Consider the following 20567-nt stretch of genomic DNA (forward strand, 5'->3'; position numbering starts at 1 on the left):
TTCTCACGATTAGATTAAAATTTTTACGCTCTAGTTTTATATTTTTAAGCTGCACGATTATAGCACATTAAAACGTCCTAGGCGCTACCGATTTGTCCCTCAACCCTCACGCAAACTCCCTATCTATCACGATGAAAATTTTATACCCCGGAAAGTTTAGCGATATCTCGCGCTCTATCTCGGCGCGCAAACGGCTTAGATTTTTCTCGGCAAAATCTACCACCACGTCAAACCTCACGCTCTTTTTCTTAGTATCTATAAAAAATGCGTGAAATCCGCGCACGCTGCTAAATCGCGAGAGTAGATTCGCCACGCAGGCGCGGCTCTCATCCTGCCCCAAATTTACGCTATAAACGCCAAAAACCAGGTAAATACTGTAAATTTTATAAATCTTAATCTGAAGCTCGTTTAGCCTCTGCGAAACCTCGCTAAGGGGCAAATGCTCGTCTATCTCGACGTTTACCGAGCCGACGTATCGCTGCGCGCCGTAGTTATGAAGGATCAGATCATATGCGCCGCGTACGATCTCGCAGCGATTTACTGCGGCGTAAATTTCGTCGCTGATCTCCTTTTCGACGCGCTGACCGATGATTTTATCGAAGGTTTCTTTTATCAAAAGTACGCCATTTATGATAATAAAAAGCGACGCCAAAGCGCCCGCATATCCGTCTATCTGGACGTCGGCGAAGTACGAAAGCGCAGCCGAAACCAAGATCACGCACGATATGATCGCATCGCCCAAAGCCTCCTGCCCTACGGCTTTTAGTGAGATAGATTTGGTCTGTTTGCCGATCTTTTTATAGTAAAATCCTAGCGCAAATTTGACGAATATCGCGCAAAACAAAAACGCCAAAAACGGCATCGTAAAATTTGTAGGCTCGGGCGCGAAGATATTTTCTACCGAAGTTTTTAGAAACTGAAACCCCAGCATCAGCACGATGACCGAGACTATAAGACCGCCGATATACTCGGTCCTGCCGTAGCCGTAAGGGTGGGGCTCCGCCCGGTATCTTGCTAGCTAGTTTTGAGCCAAATATCGTGATGATACTTGAGCCTGCATCGCTAAGGTTATTTACGGCGTCTGATATCAGCGCGACCGAGTTTGAGACCATAGCGATAAAGATTTTCGCTCCGGCTAAGAAAAAATTCGTAACTATACCGATAAGCGCGGTTTTTATTATCGTTTTTTCGCGCTTACCGTCTTTAAAATCCATCATTTTGAGATTCCTTTTCATTTTGGCGTATTATACCACGTCTTGACATCAAAGCCAAAATTTTATAAAATGCGGACTTTCAAAACTTCTTTTGAAACTTAAATTTATCTACAAAATTATTCCGTAATTTTAAAGAGGACACGATGGAAAATAACGCAACCCAGCCTGCAAATTCGGCGCAGGAAAATCAAAAAACGACCAAAAAATATCCAAACTCGCGCACTCATATCCCCGTCGACGGCCACAAAATCGAAGAACTAAGAATGCTAAGCTTAGACGAGCTAGTGCAGATAGCAAACAGCGTCGGCGTCGAAAATCCGCGCGAATTTCGCAGGCAGGATTTGATATTTGAGATACTAAAAGCCCAAACCAAACAAGGCGGATTTATACTTTTTACGGGCATTTTAGAGATTATGCCCGACGGCTACGGCTTTTTAAGAGCCGTGGACGCAAACATCAGCGACAGCTCAAACGACGCCTACGTCTCAAACTCTCAAATTCGCAAATTTGCCCTGCGCGTGGGCGACATCGTGACGGGTCAAGTGCGCGAACCAAAAGATCAGGAAAAATACTACGCACTGCTAAAAATCGAAGCGCTAAACTATATGCCGCTAATCGAGGCCAAAGAGCGCCCGCTATTTGACAACCTAACCCCGCTTTTCCCGACGGAAAAACTTCGCCTAGAATACGACCCGATGAAGCTAACGGGCCGCGTGCTAGATCTCTTTACGCCTCTTGGCAAGGGTCAGCGCGGCCTCATCGTCGCACCTCCTAGAAGCGGTAAAACCGAACTCATGAAAGAGCTAGCCCACGGCATCGCGCGCAACCACCCCGAGTCGCATCTCATGGTACTTCTCGTGGACGAGCGTCCAGAAGAGGTCACCGACATGCAGCGCTGCGTAAAGGGCGAGGTATTTAGCTCGACGTTTGACCTGCCTGCTATGAACCACGTACGCGTCGCCGAACTCGTCATCGAAAAGGCCAAACGCCTCGTAGAAATGGGCAAGGACGTCATCATCCTGCTTGATAGCATCACCCGCCTAGCGCGCGCGTACAACACCGTAACCCCGCCAAGCGGCAAGGTGCTAACGGGCGGCGTGGACGCAAACGCCCTGCATAAACCGAAGCGCTTTTTCGGCGCGGCGCGAAACATCGAGCACGGCGGCAGCCTCACCATCATCGCCACCGCGCTCATCGACACGGGCTCGCGTATGGACGAGGTTATTTTCGAGGAATTTAAAGGTACGGGCAACAGCGAGATCGTACTAGATCGCAACATCTCCGACCGCCGAATTTACCCGGCCATCAACGTACTAAAATCAGGCACCAGAAAAGAAGAACTACTGCAAAAACCCGACGAACTGCAAAAGATCTGGGCTATCCGCTCGGCGATAGCTACGATGGACGACGTAGAGGCGCTTAAGTTTTTATACGCCAAGATGCTAAAAACCAAAGACAATAAAGAGTTGCTTTCGATATTAAACGAGTCGTAAATTTGCGCCCTTTGGGCCAAATTTGACGGTCGCTCTTGATCTTACGCGCGAGTCGTTCACGGCTCGCCTACTTGTTTTAAAACTCTCTAAATTTTATAATTTTATGGACTTATCTTTCTTCGCATATTCTACCTTTTGTCACTCTGCTAAATTTACGCCTAAAAATCCAAGCACTCACAAACAAGTATAACGCCCTAATTTTTCTTAGCTGCTACAACTTTGCAGGCTTTTTTATATCGTCAATTATTGCGACTTGTGCCAAATTTACAAAAACATTTGCTTAACGCACGCTTGCTTTACTTAAATTTTGCCGCATTGCCGCGCAGTAGCGCCTTAGCCGCTTCTAAAAACTCCGCCTTTACGCCTGCTTTTGCGAGATTATCGCTTAGCCCCGCGTCGATTAGATACTTATTTAGCGAGCCGTTAGCATTAGCTAGATCGGCGTTTAGCTTTTTTGTATCGGTATCGTATTTCTTAGCGAGCTTGTCGTTCTCTGCTTTTAGCTCGTCGTATTTAGCTTCAAGCTCGGCGTATTTCTCGGCATCCACCGCGTCGCTATTTTTCGCTTTTAGCTTTTTTACCTCGCTTAAAAGCTCTTTGTTTTTAGCATTCATCGCTTCTTTTTCTGCTTGCAAATCACTAACTTGCTTTTTTAGCTCCTCAATATCCATTTCGTCCTCCACGAGAGTTAAATTTAAGGCACGGCCTTTGATAGAATAGTAACTTAAATTTTAAAGCGGTTTGGTTTGGTGAAAATATTCTGAAAAAGACCAAATTTAGACAATCCGGCAGGATATACTATTTTTTGTCATTTTCGCAGGATTTTTTGAGAGCACGAAAAAACAAAAAAGTCAAGAGCAAAGTTTACATCGAAATCGCTGTAAATAATTTTATTTTTTACATCAAAAACGATGTATAAAATAAAATTTCTTGCGCTAAAAACGATGCAACTTTATAATTTTTGTAGTGAAAAATATGCTATAATACAAACAGCAGTAAGTGAAAGGTTTGAAAAATTAGCCTAGCACTCTTAGCAAGTGCATTATCGCCCCGTTCGGCACGCGTTTTATGCGGATGTTCGTCCGTGAGAGGGGTGGGCGGTCTCTCCACTTATTGCTTTTTATACTTCTTCATATCTGCATCCCACGAGCGCTTGTTAAGATGAAAAATCACTCCGTTGTTAGGGTTTATGCCGATGTCAATCATTTTCTTTTTCTTATCGTCTATCGACTTCGCTATTATAAAGCCGCCGCTACGACGCGTTGCGGGTTTGATAATATCAGGGGCATTAAAAACATCTTTTATTATATTTACAATATCCGCTTTACCGTCAAACATTTCAGGGTGTTTATTAAATAGATATTCCAAGCTACCTCGTATTTTATCAGTCTTAAGCCCTATTCGGCTTTTAATGCCTTTAGGTATATCAAAATGCTTAATATTTTCCTTTGAATATTCCCAAATTTTCTTTTTCTTGGCAAGTTCGCCCAAATCCAATACTCGCCCCTGCTGCGTTATTAAATCCCGCATAGTGATCTTGCCTTGCATAAATAGCTCGGCTCTGCCTTTGCCTAGCGTCTTTTCTATCGTTTCGGGGCTTTGGGTTTTTAGCCAGTCGTTAAACGTCATATCCTGCGGCACGTAGCCGTTCATGCTTGACCTTGTGCGACCGCTTGCTTCGTCCATTCCCTCGATGCCTAGCTCGTCCCAGCTTTTAGTTACCGGTATTATGGTGCTACGGCAATTAAAATGAGTATTTACGCGGGGCTTGCGAAACGGAAAATTATGCCCGATAGGCTCGTAGTCTTTATCCCATATTAGCCCGTCGTAGGCTCTGCATAGTTCTGACGTGCGAGTATCTAGCGTGGCTTGATATTTGTAGCATTTTATGACGTCATCGTTAGCCTCGAAAAAGGCTTGGCGAATTTCGCTTACTATCGCGCCCTACCAAAAATATCAAAACGGTATGCAAATTTAACGAGCTAAATCAAACGCCTCAAATTTCTAAAACTTCAGGCTCTCCAAACAGTCGTTTAGCTTCTTTTAAAACCGCTTGAGTTTTTGCGGCTTTGGGATCGGCTTGGGTTTTTGTAGCTAAATTTGGCGTAGCATTTTGAGCGTTCAAATTTGCCCCGCTTGAGGACGAGTCGTCAAAATTCGCTTCGCTTTGGAGCTCATCGCCGCTTAAATTTGAAGTATCTAAATTTTGACTTGCATCGGCGTTTGCAGGCTCGTTCGCATCTCGCTCAAAAAGGCCGTCGTCATACTCTGCCGCCTCGCTAAACATCTCGCTCACGTCATCAGGATCAAACGGCGGCTCGCCGAAGGTAGCCGTTTGCGGCACACTGTTTTGGTTAAATTTAATGGTACCGCTTGGTTTTTGCTCCGTTTTTGCGGCATTTTGACTCTCTAGTCGCCTTAGTTCGTCGTCTAAAAACGCCAGATCCGCCCCCGCTATGGCGCCGTCATCGGTCTTAAATTTCAGCGAATACGCCTCATGAAAATCGTGCGTGTCGTCGCGCATACTCTCAAGATCGGGTGCAAATTTAGGCTCGGTCGGCTGATTTAAACCAGCCTGCGTTTGCGAGTTTTGCGTCAAATTTGCCGCGTTTTCGTTTAAATTTAAGGTCTCGGTTTCGCCCATAGGCGAGTCGCTATTAGCTTGCGTGCTCGGAGCCGAGTCGTTTGCCGCTTGCAAAATATCCGCTTGCGTTTGTGGCGTCAAATTTTGCGTTTGCTCATCCTGCTCGCCGCTTTTAAATTCGGCGCCCAAATTTTGCTCCGAGGACATAGCCGCCCTCTCCTCGCTACCGCCCACAAACAAATTTCCAGTCAAATTTGAGGGCTCTTGCGTTTGGGCGTTTTGGCTTAAATTTTCTTGCGCGCCGTCCAAGTAAAATTTGGAGCCAGCCTGGTTTGACGTCGCCTCATCGGCCTCGGATTTCACCGCACTGCCGCGCTCATCGACCAAATTTGCCGCGCTTTCCGTCGTCAAATTTGCCGCCGCACCCTTTTGCTCTTGCACCCCTACATCCGGGCTTTGCTTGGGAGTTATCTTTATCTTTGCGCTCTCGCCAAAAAGACTGCGCAAAATCTGCAAAATCACCTTCGAGCTCTCGCGAAGCCGCCGCTGATCGTCGCCGACCGCACTTGAGGCTAGACTCATGCAGCCGCTTGAGAAGTCCAAAAACTCGATGCAGTTTTTAAAGCACTCGCCAAGATCAAAGCTACGGTCGTAAATTTTGGCCAAAAACGCCTCGTAAGCGGGATTTGGAGTTTTCGCGGCGCCGGTTTGTCCGCCTAGCTCTTGGTGCGCTTGGGCGCTCAAATTTACCGAGCCGGCCAGTGACTGCGAGCTCAAATTTTGCCCCTGAGTCGCGCCGTTTTGCAAGGCGAGTTTGGGCGCGTTTGCGCCCGTCAAATTTGATCCGTCCGTAGAGGCTGAAATTTGACCCGTCTGCACAGGAGCCTTAAACTTAGCCGTTTCGCTTCGACCGCCCGCAAAATTTGAAGCCGCTCGCGCCTGCGAATCCGCAAATTTTTCCCTCGCGTCCACGGCTATCATCTCGTCGATCGATTTTAGATTTATCGCCTCGATCATCATAAAAAGCATCACTCCAAGCACAAATCCGCCGTCGCTGCTGACGCTTAGCATCGAGCGCGCCTGCGATAGGATCCTAAAAAATCTCTCGTATAAAAGTAGCGAGTATTTCGGACTTTGCGCGAGGAAATTTGCTTTTAGGTTTGCCGTTATCTCATCTATCACCATCTCGGCATCGTAGCTCTCCAGCTGCGCTACCGCCGCGCTCACGGCTGATTTATCGCCGCTCATAACGAGCGATAAAATCTCCTCTATGCGCTGCGGATCAAGGAGTCCTAACATCTGCGCGACGGCGCTTTGCGTTAGCTCGCCCTTGGCGTAGATGATGGCCTGATCTAGCAGCGTGAGAGTGTCGCGCAGCGAACCCGCACCGCTACGAGCGAGGATCTCGAGAGCCTCTTTTTCGTGCGGGACGTTTTCGCGGTTTAGGATAAAGTCAAGATGCGCGACGACGTCCGGGCGCGAGATCTGGCGAAATCTAAAATGCTGCGTGCGCGATAGCACCGTGGCTGGGAGCTTGAGCGGATCGGTCGTGGCTAGGATAAATTTGACGTAGGGCGGCGGCTCCTCGAGCGTCTTTAGCAGCGCATTAAACGCGGGCGTGGAGAGCATGTGCACCTCGTCGATGATGAAAATCTTAAAGCGAGCGATCGCCGGAGCATACTTGGTCTGCTCGATGAGCCCCTTTATATCGTCGATGCCGCGGTGACTGGCAGCGTCCATCTCGATGATGTCGATGTGTCGGCCTTCGTTTGCGGCGATACAGTTGGCGCACTGCTCGCATGGCTGGCTAGTCGGGCCGTGATCGCAAACCAGCGCCTTTGAAAATATCCTAGCGCTTGATGTCTTGCCGCTACCGCGAAGCCCCGAAAAAAGGTAGGCATGGGTGAGGCGGCTCTCGTCCAAAGCGTGCGTGAGGCTGGTGCTGACGGCCTCCTGGCCTACGAGCTCGCTAAAATTTCGCGGTCTATATCTAAGCGCTAATGCTTGCAACACGGATTTTTCCTTAAATTTAAGATGTGATATTCTACTTTTTTTTGGATAAAAATTTAATATATTGCGGCTCGGCGCGTCGCGAGGCGGGATAAATTTCGGCGAGGAAATTTGCCTGCAAGCGCGAATTTATCGTGTGCGGGCGCTAGACGAGCAAGAGCGAAAATCGGGCCAGCATATTTGACGCTTCCGCCTTTTTACTATCGCTGGACGGCGACAAATTTGAAGCCAAATTGCACTGCCCAAATTCCGCCAAATTTAGCTGCGAAGATTTTGGTAATTTCGCGAAATTTGCTATAATCGCGCGGAAATGAAATTCAAAAAAGGTAGAAAATGAGAAAAGTTATATTATGCGCGCTTGCTTTGGTATTTGGATTATTGGCTGCCGGTTGCGAGAGGAACGACTACCAGCACCCGATGTACCGCTCTACTAAAAATAAATAACTTCAAATCAGGCGGTTACTCGCCGCCTTAATCTTAAATTTATCTCGCTAACGTTTTATAAAATTTGACGATTTCGTAGCACATTTTAAAATTTAACGTCCTCGCAAACTTCTTTTATCTTGTCGTCAACGTATTTTATTACGGTCGTATAGATATTTATGTCGTATTTGTCCAAATCTTCTTTATTTTTTACCAGCCAATCCCTGGTCACGATGTAGTCTTTTAGGTACTCGTTTTTATCCGTTTGGCAAAAGCCGTCTATATTTGCGTATCTATTTGTCAGTATTTGCCAGTGCAAAATTTGGCTTACGATGGAGTGCAACCTCGCGTTTTCATAATACTCAGCCGCTTCGGCCTTTTTGGCTTTATTGTAGATTTCAGGGTATTTTGAGGAGTAAAGCGCGTTCATATATTTTATATATTCGCGCAGCTTTATGAGTCTTTCGTGTTGTTTGACGTCTTGAGATTTTGTTTCGTTTTTTATATTTACCAACTTTTGCCCATTTTTATTTTTTATATCAGACCAGTTTGCGAGTACGTTTTTTGAAAATATAACGGACGAGTTGTTAAAGGCGGCATACCTGATCTCTTGAAACATCTTGTCTTTGGCTTCGTATTTAACCATATTTTCTATGGTTTCCCAAGCTTTTTCGTTTATTTTTTTGACTTCGTCCATATCGTACTTCATAAACAGATAAATGCGGTCGGATGCGATATACATCATCAGCCTAAAAACATACCAGTCCGCGTACTTTTCCGCATCGTCGTCTGGTAAATTTTCTTTCCATCTTTTTATGAAATAATCCTGCAAGGCAAGCACGGGCTGGACGATAAGGCTTTTTTCATCGACAAAGGGGAGTTTGGTTAGAAAATTGCCGTACACCATCATAAAATTTGCGCCTATTAGCCACTCTTTTGCTTTTGGATACGGCTGCCCGTCATAGAGCCACTCGCTCCTTTGATTTACGTACATCAGGGCATTGCCGACGATGAGGGCGATCAAGGCTATCAAAAGTAGTTTTTTGAGGGGCTTGGTTTGATTCGGCGATTTTGCGTTCATTTTTGATCCTACGAGGTTGTTGCGGGTATTTTACATATTGCGTCCTTAAACATTTTTAAAATTATATTTAAATATATCGGATTTATTTGCTTTACGGGTGCGGCGGTTTTGTAAATTTAGCGCCAGGTTTTTGCAGTGCGGGTTTGCGAGAAAAAAGCGGCAAATTTGTTGATTTATGGATAAAATTTAACACATTAAAGTAGAAAATAAAAAGCGGCAAATTTTAGTGCGCGAAACGGATCAAATTTGAACTAAATTTAATTTACTCAAATTTGACCCCGGTGTCGCGCCTTAAATTTACCGCCCCAAACGCATGCGACCAAAGGGCTCAAATTTGACTACAAATCGCCAAATAGCGCTTTTAGATCCTTCGCATTCTCGTCTTTAGCCTCGCCTCTAGCGCCAAGCTCGTTTAGCTCGATCTCGTGACCGGTTAGCATGCTGGCCAGCCTGATATTTATACCGCTCTTGCCGATAGCTTTGCTCTTTTGCTCGGTTACTAGGCTCACGACGGCTTTATTATCCTCGCCGATTTTAACCGAGCTGATGATCGCAGGCGCCATCGCTCGCGTGATTAGGATCGCAGGCTCGGCCGAATACTCGATCGCATCGATATTTTCGCCGTTTAGCTCCTTTGTGACGGCGTTTATGCGCACGCCTTTGGTGCCCACTGTCGCGCCCACTGGATCGACGTTAGGCGAGGTGGCTACGAGCGCTACCTTAGCTCGTTCGCCCGGGATTCTAGCGCTTGCCGCGATCAGCACTAGTCCGTCTTTGATTTCCGGCACTTCGGCTTTTAGCAGGGCTTCGAGGAACTTTGGCGACGTGCGGCTTAGTTCGACCTTGATGCCCATAGATTTGTCGATATAGACGCTTTTTATGACGGCTTTTACGACGTCGCCGGGTTTAAATTTCTCGCCTTTTATACGGTTTTTGCGCGGCATCACGGCTCGCAGCTCGTCTATCTCGATGAAGGTATTTTCTTCGCTATCCACGCGCGTGACGGAGCCAAAAACCATGTGCCCGACCATGTCTTGATATTTTTGGAAGATTTTTTCCTCCATCAGGCGCTGGATGTGGTACTCAAGCTCCTTGTGAAGCGTCTGCGCGGCGGTGCGGCCGAGGTTGTCGGTAGATAGCTCGTAGGTTAGCTCGTCGCCGATCTCGACACCAGAGTCTACTTTTTTTGCTTCGCTTATGCTTAAAAAGTGCTCGTTATCCTCGGCCAAGCGCTCATCGCCATCCTCTACGACGGTGATTTTTTGATATAGATGAAGAGTCTTGGTCGCATTATCGATAACCGCGTCGTATTCGTAGTTTTCTCCGTAAATTTTCTTTGCGGTATTGATAATAGCTCTTATGACGCGCTCTTTTACGTCCTCGATTTCGAGCCCTTTTTCATTTGCGATAGATTCTATGATATCCGCTATTTTTTCCATATTATTTTTGCTCCGTTATTTATTTTTTGGGGAATTTTTGAGTTAGAGGGGTATTATACAAGCTTTATACTTTTAAGAAGTTTAATGCGTTTTTTAAGATGTTTTTGCTATATTCACAGATTAAATTAAAGATTTCAAAGGATTAAAAATGGAGCTAAAACTCGCTAGAACGCAACTTGACGCCAAACCAAAAACGATCTCTCTTGAAAAAATCGAAGCGGCATTCGCTAAAGATCCGCAACAAATTTTCTATTTCGACAGAGAAAATAGCCACAAACAACTCATCGCTTTAGTTGAATTTTTCGAGGAAAAAGGCCTTAGCGTCTATCACCGCACCGTTCGCTACGGCCTAGACGAAAACGACTACATGTACGAAGTGCATATTTTATAAGGCGAGTTTTGAGCAAAAAGGTATTTATCCAAACGCTAGGATGCGCTATGAACGTCCGCGACAGCGAGCATATCGTCGCCGAACTAAAAGAAAAGGAAAATTACGATTTAACGGACGATATCTCCGAGGCCGACCTCATCCTCATCAACACCTGCTCGGTGCGCGAAAAGCCCGTGCATAAGCTTTTTAGCGAAGTCGGAAGCTTTGAAAAAGTAAAAAAAGCGGGCGCTAAAATCGGAGTTTGCGGCTGCACGGCAAGCCACCTGGGAAGCGAAATTTTTAAACGAGCGCCTTACGTGGATTTCGTCCTGGGCGCGCGAAACGTCAGTAAAATTTCAGCCGCCGTTAAGACGCCTAAATTTATCAGCACCGACATAAATCACGACGAGAGCGAGTACGCATTCGGCGAATTTCGCGGCTCGCCGTATAAAAGCCATATAAATATCTCGATCGGCTGCGATAAAAAATGCACCTACTGCATCGTCCCGCACACCAGAGGCGACGAGATCTCGATCCCGGCAAATTTGATCCTGCGCGAAGTAAAAAAAGCCGCCGAGGGCGGAGCGAAGGAAATTTTCTTGCTCGGGCAAAACGTAAACAACTACGGCAAGAGATTTTCAGGCGCGCACGAGAAGATCGATTTTAGCGACCTACTCGTAAAGATTAGCGAGATAGAGGGCGTCGAGCGCATACGATTTACCAGCCCACATCCGCTTCATATGGACGATAAATTTTTAGAAATCTTTAGTCAAAATCCCAAAATTTGCAAATCCATGCATATGCCGCTTCAAAGCGGAAACACCAAAGTCCTGCGCGAGATGAAGCGCGGATATACAAAAGAGTGGTTTTTAGACAGAGCAGCTAGACTGCGCGCGATGTGCCCTGAGGTTAGCATTTCGACCGACATCATCGTGGCGTTTCCGGGCGAGAGCGAAGAGGAGTTTGAGGACACGATGGACGTGCTGGAAAAAGTGCGTTTCGAGCAAATTTTTAGCTTTAAGTATTCGCCTCGTCCGATGACTAAAGCGGCGGAATTTACCAATCAAATCCCGGACGCCGTCGCAAGCGCCCGCCTAACCCGCCTACAAAGCCGCCACAACGAGATTTTAGACGAAATCGTCGCGGAGCAAAAAGGTAAAATTTTCGACGTATATTTTGAGGAGCTTCGCGCAAACGGCGGGGTCGCCGGCAGGAGCTTTAATAACTTTCTCGTTCAAGTCGCAGGCAGCGAAGAGCTGCTGGGCAAGACGCTAAAAGTGCGCGTGAACGACCCAAAGAGAATGGTGCTTTACGGTGAGCTTGTGGGCTAAATTTAAACGAAGCGTTTTTATAAATTTAGCCCCGCGCATTATCTATTTTTTTATTTGGATTATATTTTTAACCTGCAAAAAGAGCTTTTCTAAGACAAATTTGACAAACGGGCCCTGCGTCGTGCTGTTTTGGCACGGCAGGCTAGCGCTGATGAGCTTTGCCTACATGCACTGGTGGAAAAACGACCAAAATCCGCAAAGACGCGCCAAAGTCATCATAAGCGACCACAAAGACGGCGAGATCATCGCACGCGTGATTTCGTTTTTCGGTATCGGCGCCATCAGAGGCAGTAGCTCAAAAGGCGCGGTAAAGGCCCTCGCGCAAAGCTTTAGAGAGCTAAAAAGCGGCGTCGACGTCATCATCACCCCGGACGGCCCGCGCGGCCCCTATCATAGCATAGCCGACGGCGCGGTCGTCATCGCGCAAAAGCAAAATGCGCAAATACAAATTTTAAACTACGAAGCGAGTAAATTTTGGCAGCTAAAAAGCTGGGATAAAATGATAATCCCAAAGCCTTTTAGCGAGATTTCTTACACGCTCTCGCCGCCTTTTAGCGTGACGGACATGGAGCTAGAAGACGCAAGAGAGCTAATAAAAAAGGAGATGGAAAAATGAGCTCAAAGACCGTGGTTTTATCTATCGGAGCGCTTTTGGCGGCCGCTTTTATCTCGTTTATCACGCTTAGTCCGTCTTATAAAAACGCGCTTGGAGCCAAATTTTACTACGAAACGGGCGATTATGAAACCGCCTATAAACTTTCTAGCTCCGCTTATCACAAAGACGTCTACAACAAACTCGCCCACACCGTGATGGTGCAAAGCGAAATCTCGCAAAAATACGCCACCTATATCGCCCGTTCAAACGGCTATCTAGAAAATATCCAAAAAATCAGCAAATCAGGCAAAATAAGCAAAGCCAATCTGGATAAAATTCGCATGATGTGCGATATCGCCGTGAGCGACTATAAAGAGCTAAAGCCGTCGAATTTGATCGATGCGGATCTGCAAGAAGAGGCGATGCGGATAAGAGATAAATTTTTAACCTTGCAAACGGAGCTATTTTAATTATATTTAATAACATTTTAGATATGATAAAAAATCGTAAATTTTAGGAGAGAGCTTGTCACTGCGCAGTTTTTTTAGCGTCTTATATCTTAGCGTCGTTACCGAGTCCAAGAAGTGCCTATTTTACGGCGAAGCGTATAAGGGCTCAAAACTGCTAAAAACCGTAAAATCGGAGTTTGATAACGACGATACCGGCGCGGTATCGGCAAGGGCAAAAGAGTATCTAAAAAATCTGCAAAAAGAATATAAATGGGTTTATGTTTCGCTCTTTTTTGACGCCTTATCTCAAGGCGCGGTCGGTCCTAAAAATATGAGCGCTCTTGAAAAAACGGGCATAGATCCAAAGGAGCTAACTTTCATAAATCCGGCGCCAGGCTGGATATTTTACGTAAAAACGCAGGACGTAAAAAAGGCTGAAAATTTATTCGGCGATACGGACGTGAGCCTGCTTTATTCTCCTTTAGCTCTCATTCACGATAGAATTCTTAGCCAAAATTTGGTAGGCAAAAACGCGCTTTACGTCTATGCGCACCGTGAAATTTGCGCCATTTGCATCGTTCATAAAAATATCTCCAAATTCGCCGCCGTCTGCAAACTGGAAGAGTCAAGCGAAGAAACGGCATTTGATAAGGTTCGAAGCAGCGAAATAGACGATTTTATCGAGAGCGTAGATGAAGACTTTGCTAATTTTGACGGCGTAGAGAGCCTAGACGAGCTGCTAAAATTAGACGGCTCGGCAGATGAGTTTGAGGATCTAGGATATGATATAAACATGCCCGCATCCACGGACGTAGCGACCTCCGTGTCGATATTTGGCCGAGATATGAGTATGTACGGCTATATTTCGCTAGCGCTTAAGGAATTTTACACAAATCCGCTATATGAAAGCGATTTTATCGAAGACGTCGTGATTTTTGACGCTACGGAGAGGACGAGCGCTACGTTTTTACACTATTTGCAAAACGAACTTTTGGTTAAAACCGAGGTCTATCCCGTCAATACACAAAAAATAATGGCGGAACTAATGATAAAAGAGTTGAAAAATGACTAGTTATAGCTTTATAAAGCCTCAAAAAAAGCCCATTTTAAATCTTTTTAATAAAATTTGGATATTTTTGATAATCTCGGTTGTATTGATTTTTGCGGCGGTAAATTTTGCTATCGCTTTTAAAAATCAGACGTTACGAAACGAAACGCAAATGCTAAAGCAAAATATAGAGCAAACAAAACAGCGCATCAATCAAGCAGACGAATTAGCCGAGCTTTTAAAGCAAAGGCGAGACGTTGCGGCTCAGATAGCCTCGTCAAACGCGCTTTTAAAGCAAAGCGTGCGAAATCTACTAGACTTAGTTCCTCAAAGTATAACTTTAGAAGAAATTTCTATGGACGAAAATTCGCTCGTCGTAAAAGGAACTACGCCTAGCCGAGATGTTTTTAATATGCTGCTGGCTACGCCGCTAAAATCGATTTTTAGCACGTCAAACACCTCTTTTTACCAGCTGCCTAACGGCTGGTTAAATTTCATCAGTACAAACAAAACCGATAACTACGAGGATCAAAATGAGCAAAGATAGAAGTTTGCAAAATATAGATGTTACTAAACTACTCATATATATACTCGTCTTTATTAGCGCTTGCCTCATTATGATTTTTGGTTTTTTGGTTCCGAATATCCAAGAATACAAGCGGATAAAATACGATAACCGAGTACAAAGTACCGCCTCAACGCAGATAAATCAGGTTTATAACGGTAAGCAAGAGGCGCTAGACAAACTAAAATCGGATAACAAAGCGGCGCTGGATGCTTTTGAAAATAAATTTGATGAAGGTAAATTCGTAACATTCGTATCGCAGTATCTAGACTCGGTAGTGTCTAAAAATAGCAATATATCTCAAAGCGAGCCGTTTTTGATAAACGAGCTAAAGATAACCGCGACGATAAAAACTCCGTCCAGACTTTACGACTTTATAGACGCATTACGGAGCTATGAAAACGTCGTCAAAATCGACTTTCCTATCGAAATGCAAAAAGACGGCGACAAGATAAGCGCAGCATTTAACGTCAAAATCTACGGCTTAAGATAAATCAAACCCGACTTTATTATTTCTCGCTAAAATCTCTTTAAAATATTTAGAGCAAGGATAAAAAATGATTAAATTTAATAATGCCGCCATCGCCTCGGCGACTGCGATTTTAAGGGATTATCTTAACGGAACGGCAAATTTTTTAGCCTCTAGAAAAGCTGCAAAATCGGAGCTAACGAAACTCACGCCGGCAGATTTTAAAAACGTGCGCGCAAATTTGCTAAATTTAGGCTTTAAGAGCGAGTTTATCGACGAAAATGCCGCCGAGCTATCAGAAATCCTGCGCGGTATCCTAACTGCCGAGCGCCCGCAGCTGCCAAAAGACCACCCCGTAGCTACCTACATCAGCGAAAACGACGCCGCGCGCGAGCTAATCGCAAAGGCAAAAGAGCTGTTAAAAAAGAAATTTATCAAAAACGAGTGGCTTGAAATTTACGACAAACTGGGCAGCTTTAACAGGACGCACTTTGCCAGAAAACAGCACCAACTCTACTCGATGCTCGAAAACAAGGGCTTTGATCGCCCGTCGCGCTTTATGTGGAGCTTTGATAACAAGGTTCGCGACGGTATCGCCGCAGCGCGCGAGCTGCTAGAGGAAGGCAAGGCGGATGAGTTTATCGCGGCTCAGCACGAGATCTACGAAAATCTGCTCGACCTGCTCGCACGCGAGGAGGCGGCGCTCTATCCGACGTCGCTGGAGATGATCAGCGAAGATGAGTTTCGCGCGATGAGACGCGGCGATGACGAGATCGGGTATTTTCTCATCGAAAAGCCGAGCGAATTTTATCCGTTAAATTTAGACTCCGGCGGCGACTCGAAGTCAAATTTAAAGGACGTAAATTTGCAAAGCGAGCTGAATTTAAGCGCGGCAAATTTACAAAACAGCAACTTAAACGAAGCGGTTTTAAATCCGAATTTCCTAAAAGAGCTGTCAAATTTGATGGGTAAATACGGACTAAATCCAAACGCTAGCAGCGATAAAAATGCCGTTTTTGATGTCGCCACGGGCAAGCTCACGCTGGAGCAAATTAACCTCATTTATAGACACATGCCAGTCGACCTCTCCTTCGTCGACGAAAACGAGATCGTGAAATTTTACACCGACACCAAGCACCGCGTATTTCCGCGAAGTGCCGGCGTCATCGGGCGCGACGTGAAAAACTGCCACCCGCGCGAAAGCGTAGCTAGCGTGCTGGAGATCATCGACGCCTTTCGCAAGGGCGAGCGTGACGAGATCGACTTTTGGCTGGAGCTTCACGGCAAATTTATCTACATCTACTACGCCGCCGTGCGCGACGAAAACGGCATATTTAAGGGGGTGCTAGAGATGATGCAAGACGTCACGCGCATCCGCAGCCTAGAGGGCAAACGCACGCTGGTGACGTGGGACGATCTAAAGAAAAAGTACGGGGAGTAGTAAGGCGTCGCTTCGAGATTTTCGTCTATTTAATTTTGCAACCCCCTCACGTAAAACGTCGATCGTTTTAGTCCGTATTAAAATAGCTTAGGCAGGTTAAAGGCGCCTTACCGTCGACCGATATCTGCCGCTCTTTGCTTAAAAATCGCTGCGCGAACCTTCTTTTTTCTCGCGTCCGAGGCGAATTTTGCGTCGCTTTTTATCGTTTGCGGCTAGCGCATTGCCCGCAAAAAGCCGCAACAAACTCGGCGAAAGTTAAATTTAACCTGATTTCGTATGCTTAAATTTGCGCTTTAGAGATTACGTTTAGGGCGATAAATTTAAAGATTTCGGACGCGGCGTTTTTGGTTCTCTAGAAAAGGGCTTTGCGCTTGAGCCGCGATGCGACGCCGGCAGTTTTACGCTCAAATTCGCCCCGTATATTAAACCCGCTACGACGGACGAATTTAAAAATAGCGTAAATTTAACGCGCTAAAAATGAAACGCCTCTGTCAAATCGTGCCTAAAATGTTGCTTGAGCTAGCGAAATTAAAACATTAGCTTTTTGCGGCAAACCGTCTAGCTGCGCTTAACCACGTACCGCCGTGCGCGCTTTTAGTCACGAAAAACAACTCTAAATATCGCCCATGCCGCCGCCAAATCGCGCCAAGACGTCACATTCGGCGCGCCAGAGCAGACCGACTCGGTAAAAACCGCGCTAGGAATTTTGCTTTGGCGACGAGAGCCATGCGAAAAGATGCGGCATATTCTCACCGCTTGCATTATTTGCAGATATTTTCAAAATAGCCGTAATTTCGAGCCCTTGAAAAATAGGCGTCAGCTCGTTTAGTATCGGCTCGAAACGAAATTGCGCCGTCTTTTTTCGCAGCTCTATCGCAAATAGCAAGCTAAGCAAATACGCAAGAAAGCTCGCTAAATAGCGCAAGATCCGCGCCCTCGGCAAATAAAAATCCGCGGTTTATCGGCGGGATGGCAAGCCGTCTGCACGCTTCTTTAAATTTCTTGTCCATCGCGGCTTTGACATAAGGCGTCGTGAGGATAAATTTTTCGCCAGCCCCGACGGCTACCTTGCCGCCTAGCACGCAGTCAGTGCCGTTTTCTAGGCAGCGAGCACATTCGTTTCGCTGTGCGGCGCTTAGTACGAGTCCTAGCCGCTTGCAGGCAAGATCTGCGCCGCGAATCTCGTTTGCGCCTCGTTTTACGAGATAAATTTTAGGTGCGGGATTAGAAATTTCGGGAGTTAAGCTTAACGCATCGGTCGCCAAAAACTCAAAGCTCTTTTTTACGCCACTAAAGTACTCGTTTAAAAACGGCTCGCTAAATTTTGTACGAACGCGACCGCGCTTAAACTGCTCCGTTAAATTCGTCTCGTCGGTGAAGTATTTTAGGTTTCGCTTACGCAAAAACCGCTCCAGCTCGCACTTTCGCACGCCTAAAAGCGGACGAGCGATCATATAGTCCTCGCGAGTCTCAAGCTCTTGCATGCCAAGCAGCTCGCTAAGCCCTGCGCCGCGCCCAAGCTGCATCAAAAACCACTCGAATTTATCATCAAACTGATGCGCTAAGATCAAATTTTCATATCCCTGCTCACGGCAAATTTGGCCGAAAAACTCATATCTGACCGCGCGCGCCTCGTGCTCGAAATTTGACTCGCCCAGCTGCACGCTTTTTACGTAGATTTGTTTGTTAAATTTAGCCGCCAGATCTCGTGCCGAGGCGACCTCGTCCTTGCTCTGCGCGCGGACGTTATAGTCCACGATCGCAAGGTCAAATTTCACGCCCGCCTCGTCCAGAATGTAAAAAAGCGCCGTGCTATCGACGCCGTGCGAAAATGCAAGCAGATTTCGCCCCGATTTTAGCTTATGCAAAACGGGCGCGTTTAGCATCCTACGCCTTTGCCGTGATCTTGCCTAGCGCTTGGCTGCCCGCTACCTGCGTGATCTCGCACCAGTAGCGACCGCCGGTTTCTAGCTGCTCCACGTCGCTTTCGTTGATCAAAATTTCGCCGTCGATGTCCTTATCCCACAGCGCCTTTTTCGCGGCGTAAAACATCTCGCCCTCGCTGCTTTCGCCCTCTAGCGAAACGATAAATTTCTTGCCCAGCTCCTGCGCGAAGCTTGCCTCGATCGCAGCTCGAGTGATCTTTTCTATTTTACTTAGGCGCTTTGAGATGATTTTGGCGGGCACCTGCTCCATCTCGTACGAGAGCGTGTCCTCCTCTTTCGAATATGCAAACGCCGAAACGCGGTCAAATTTAAACTCCTGCAAAAACGCGCAAAGCTCGTCAAATTCGGCTTCGCCCTCGCCCGGGTGTCCGACGATGACGCCTGTTCGTAAAAACGCATCAGGCGCGCTTTTCATCAAATTTAAAAGCTCTTTGATCCGCGCCGCGCCGCTTCCGCGCCTCATGATTTTTAGCATTTTCTCGCTTGAGTGTTGGATCGGCATGTCAAAGTAGTTCGCAAACACGGGCGAGGCAATGATGCGCTCAATTAGCGCGTTTGAGGTCGTGCTAGGATAGAGATAGAGTATGCGCGCGGTTTTGACGCCCTCGATCTTCTCGACCGCGTCGATGAGAGAGATGAGCCCGTCACTAACTGCGTGATCGCGCATATACGAGCTGCTGTCCTGCGAGAGGAAGCTAAAGTCGTAGTAGCCTTTTTTTACGAGCTTTTGCACCTCGTCTACGATGTTTTCGAGCGAGCGGGATTTTAGCTTGCCCTTAAAGGTCGGGATCGCGCAGAAGCTGCATTTTTGATTACAGCCTTCTGAAATTTTGATGTATGCATGGTAGTTTGAGCCCGTTATCACGCGCTCTTCGCTTGCTTGCAGGTAGGTATCCGGGCTAAATAAATTTTGCTTTTTTAGGATGATTTCATCGATCTTGTCGTAGTCTCCAACGCCGGTAAAAAGATCGACCTCCGGTAGCTCCTTCATCAGCTCCTCGCGGTAGCGCTGCATGAGGCAGCCCGTGACCACGAGCAAAGAGCCTTTTTTACGCGCTTCGTGCATATCAAGGATCGCGCGGATACTCTCTTCTTTCGCCGAGTTGATAAAGCCGCAGGTATTTACGATGATGACGTCGGCAGAGGCGACATCTGACGTGATCTCGTAGTTTGAGAGGCGTCCGAGCATGATCTCGGAGTCCACAAGATTTTTGTTACAGCCTAATGATACTAAGTGAAGTTTGCCCATCTTATACCCACAGATTGTCGATCAGACGCGTTTTGCCCACGTACGCGGCGACTAAGATAATGGTGTTGTTTGGCTCTATTAGCGAGATTTCGTTTAAATTTCTATCCGCGATCGCGACGTAGTCGACGTTTAGCGGTTCTAGGGTTTGTAGCATCTCGCCTTTTATCGTTTGTGCGTTTAGTTCGCCTGCCGCGATCAAATTTGAGGCTTTTTTAAGCGAATGCGAAAGCTTAAGCGCCTCTAGCTTTTGCCCCTCGTCTAGGTAGGCGTTTCGCGAGCTAAGCGCCAGTCCGTCTCGCGCGCGAATGATCTCGCAAGGCACGATCTCTAAATTTAAAAAACAGGTCTTGACGAAATTACGCACGATGAGTAGCTGCTGTGCGTCCTTTTTGCCCATATAGACGCGCTTTGCGTTTGTTAGATTAAAGAGCTTGTTTAGCACGCAAAGCACGCCGTCAAAGTGCCCGGGGCGAGTCTTGCCCTCGAGTACGCTTGCTAAATTTTCAGGCGCGCTGATTAGCGGCTCGGTATCAAAATATAGCTCCCTAGCCTCAGGCACAAACATCGCATGTACGCCCAGCTCCTCGCAAATTTTAGCATCGTTTTGTTCGTTTTTCGGATAATCTTCAAAGTCCTCGCCGGCTAAAAACTGCGCCGGGTTTACGAAGGTCGAAACGATCGCGGTTTTATTTTCCGCCACGCACTTTTCTATGAGGCTAGCGTGTCCGTCGTGAAGCGCGCCCATAGTGGGTACGAAGCCGATATTTTCGGGATTTGCCGCGACGAAATCTCGCAGCTGTTCTACTGTTCTTAAAATTTGCATTTTCTCTTCTTTAAAATTATAGAAATATAAGACTAAA

18 protein-coding genes and 1 pseudogene are annotated in these 20567 nt (G+C 46.5%); 9 read left to right on the forward strand and 10 right to left on the reverse strand.

Annotation, left to right across the window (positions count from 1 at the left end):
- Positions 1 to 106 precede the first annotated feature (106 nt).
- Together QZ157_RS02900 and QZ157_RS10610 are read right to left on the reverse strand one after the other, a co-directional pair.
- Positions 107 to 964: a cation diffusion facilitator family transporter gene (locus tag QZ157_RS02900; protein WP_315107341.1), complete on the reverse strand. Its 858-nt coding sequence runs from the start codon at positions 962 to 964 to the stop codon at positions 107 to 109.
- 100 nt (positions 965 to 1064) lie between these two features.
- A pseudogene (locus QZ157_RS10610) lies at positions 1065 to 1235 on the reverse strand (cation transporter); the annotation flags it as partial.
- 122 nt (positions 1236 to 1357) lie between these two features.
- Between QZ157_RS10610 and rho the strand changes: the two are divergent.
- Entirely contained in the window at positions 1358 to 2707 is a 1350-nt protein-coding gene (rho, locus tag QZ157_RS02910; RefSeq protein WP_295141563.1) for a transcription termination factor Rho, read from the forward strand.
- Positions 2708 to 3003: 296 nt separating this feature from the next.
- On the opposite strand, the gene QZ157_RS02915 is transcribed toward rho, so the two are convergent.
- The 5 genes from QZ157_RS02915 to nusA all read right to left on the reverse strand — a co-directional run bounded on the left by QZ157_RS02915 (position 3004) and on the right by nusA (position 10244).
- Positions 3004 to 3378: a hypothetical protein gene (locus QZ157_RS02915; RefSeq protein ID WP_295141566.1), complete on the reverse strand. Its 375-nt coding sequence runs from the start codon at positions 3376 to 3378 to the stop codon at positions 3004 to 3006.
- A gap of 439 nt (positions 3379 to 3817) precedes the next feature.
- On the reverse strand, positions 3818 to 4360 hold the full coding sequence (locus QZ157_RS02920) for a hypothetical protein (RefSeq protein ID WP_295141568.1): 543 nt from the start codon (positions 4358 to 4360) through the stop codon (positions 3818 to 3820).
- 343 nt (positions 4361 to 4703) lie between these two features.
- Positions 4704 to 7304 (reverse strand): DNA polymerase III subunit gamma/tau, encoded by a 2601-nt coding sequence (locus QZ157_RS02925; RefSeq protein ID WP_295141571.1) that lies wholly within the window; start codon positions 7302 to 7304, stop codon positions 4704 to 4706.
- 526 nt (positions 7305 to 7830) lie between these two features.
- Positions 7831 to 8805, reverse strand: a complete 975-nt coding sequence (locus QZ157_RS02930) for a hypothetical protein (protein ID WP_295141573.1) — start codon at positions 8803 to 8805, stop codon at positions 7831 to 7833.
- A gap of 338 nt (positions 8806 to 9143) precedes the next feature.
- Complete coding sequence (gene nusA / locus QZ157_RS02935; protein ID WP_295141576.1) at positions 9144 to 10244, reverse strand: transcription termination factor NusA; 1101 nt, start codon at positions 10242 to 10244, stop codon at positions 9144 to 9146.
- Between the two features lie 148 nt (positions 10245 to 10392).
- On the opposite strand from nusA, the gene QZ157_RS02940 reads away from it, so the two are divergent.
- The 8 genes from QZ157_RS02940 (at position 10393) to QZ157_RS02975 (ending at position 16512) form a co-directional block, all read left to right on the forward strand.
- Positions 10393 to 10635: an HP0268 family nuclease gene (locus QZ157_RS02940; RefSeq protein WP_122873392.1), complete on the forward strand. Its 243-nt coding sequence runs from the start codon at positions 10393 to 10395 to the stop codon at positions 10633 to 10635.
- Entirely contained in the window at positions 10632 to 11945 is a 1314-nt protein-coding gene (gene miaB, locus QZ157_RS02945) for a tRNA (N6-isopentenyl adenosine(37)-C2)-methylthiotransferase MiaB (RefSeq protein WP_295141657.1), read from the forward strand. Before QZ157_RS02940 ends, miaB begins: the two co-directional genes overlap by 4 nt.
- Complete coding sequence (locus QZ157_RS02950) at positions 11935 to 12561, forward strand: lysophospholipid acyltransferase family protein (protein ID WP_363147666.1); 627 nt, start codon at positions 11935 to 11937, stop codon at positions 12559 to 12561. Before miaB ends, QZ157_RS02950 begins: the two co-directional genes overlap by 11 nt.
- On the forward strand, positions 12558 to 13010 hold the full coding sequence (locus tag QZ157_RS02955) for a hypothetical protein (RefSeq protein WP_295141582.1): 453 nt from the start codon (positions 12558 to 12560) through the stop codon (positions 13008 to 13010). The genes QZ157_RS02950 and QZ157_RS02955 overlap by 4 nt, the downstream gene beginning before the upstream one ends.
- A gap of 55 nt (positions 13011 to 13065) precedes the next feature.
- Positions 13066 to 14061, forward strand: coding sequence for a hypothetical protein (locus tag QZ157_RS02960; protein WP_295141583.1), 996 nt, complete (start codon positions 13066 to 13068; stop codon positions 14059 to 14061).
- A 148-nt stretch (positions 14062 to 14209) separates the two neighbouring features.
- Positions 14210 to 14584, forward strand: coding sequence for a hypothetical protein (locus QZ157_RS02965; protein ID WP_295141586.1), 375 nt, complete (start codon positions 14210 to 14212; stop codon positions 14582 to 14584).
- Positions 14571 to 15095 (forward strand): hypothetical protein, encoded by a 525-nt coding sequence (locus QZ157_RS02970; RefSeq protein ID WP_295141589.1) that lies wholly within the window; start codon positions 14571 to 14573, stop codon positions 15093 to 15095. Before QZ157_RS02965 ends, QZ157_RS02970 begins: the two co-directional genes overlap by 14 nt.
- A gap of 64 nt (positions 15096 to 15159) precedes the next feature.
- A complete protein-coding gene (locus tag QZ157_RS02975; RefSeq protein ID WP_295141592.1) occupies positions 15160 to 16512 on the forward strand; it encodes a PAS domain-containing protein in 1353 nt (450 codons plus the stop codon).
- Between the two features lie 887 nt (positions 16513 to 17399).
- Here the strand turns inward: QZ157_RS02975 and tilS are convergent.
- From tilS to panC, 3 genes are read right to left on the reverse strand one after another with little or no spacing between them, the layout of a single operon-like run.
- The gene (gene tilS / locus QZ157_RS02980) at positions 17400 to 18398 is read right to left on the reverse strand and encodes a tRNA lysidine(34) synthetase TilS (protein ID WP_295141595.1); all 999 of its coding nucleotides are present in this window, start codon (positions 18396 to 18398) and stop codon (positions 17400 to 17402) included.
- A 1-nt stretch (position 18399) separates the two neighbouring features.
- Positions 18400 to 19707 carry a 30S ribosomal protein S12 methylthiotransferase RimO gene (gene rimO, locus QZ157_RS02985; RefSeq protein WP_295141598.1) on the reverse strand — a complete coding sequence of 436 codons (1308 nt, stop codon included), beginning with the start codon at positions 19705 to 19707 and terminating at the stop codon, positions 18400 to 18402.
- 1 nt (position 19708) lies between these two features.
- The gene (panC, locus tag QZ157_RS02990) at positions 19709 to 20530 is read right to left on the reverse strand and encodes a pantoate--beta-alanine ligase (protein WP_295141601.1); all 822 of its coding nucleotides are present in this window, start codon (positions 20528 to 20530) and stop codon (positions 19709 to 19711) included.
- Between the last annotated feature and the right edge of the window lie 37 nt (positions 20531 to 20567).

Source organism: uncultured Campylobacter sp. (genome assembly GCF_905372745.1).
Taxonomy (GTDB): Bacteria; Campylobacterota; Campylobacteria; order Campylobacterales; family Campylobacteraceae; genus Campylobacter_A.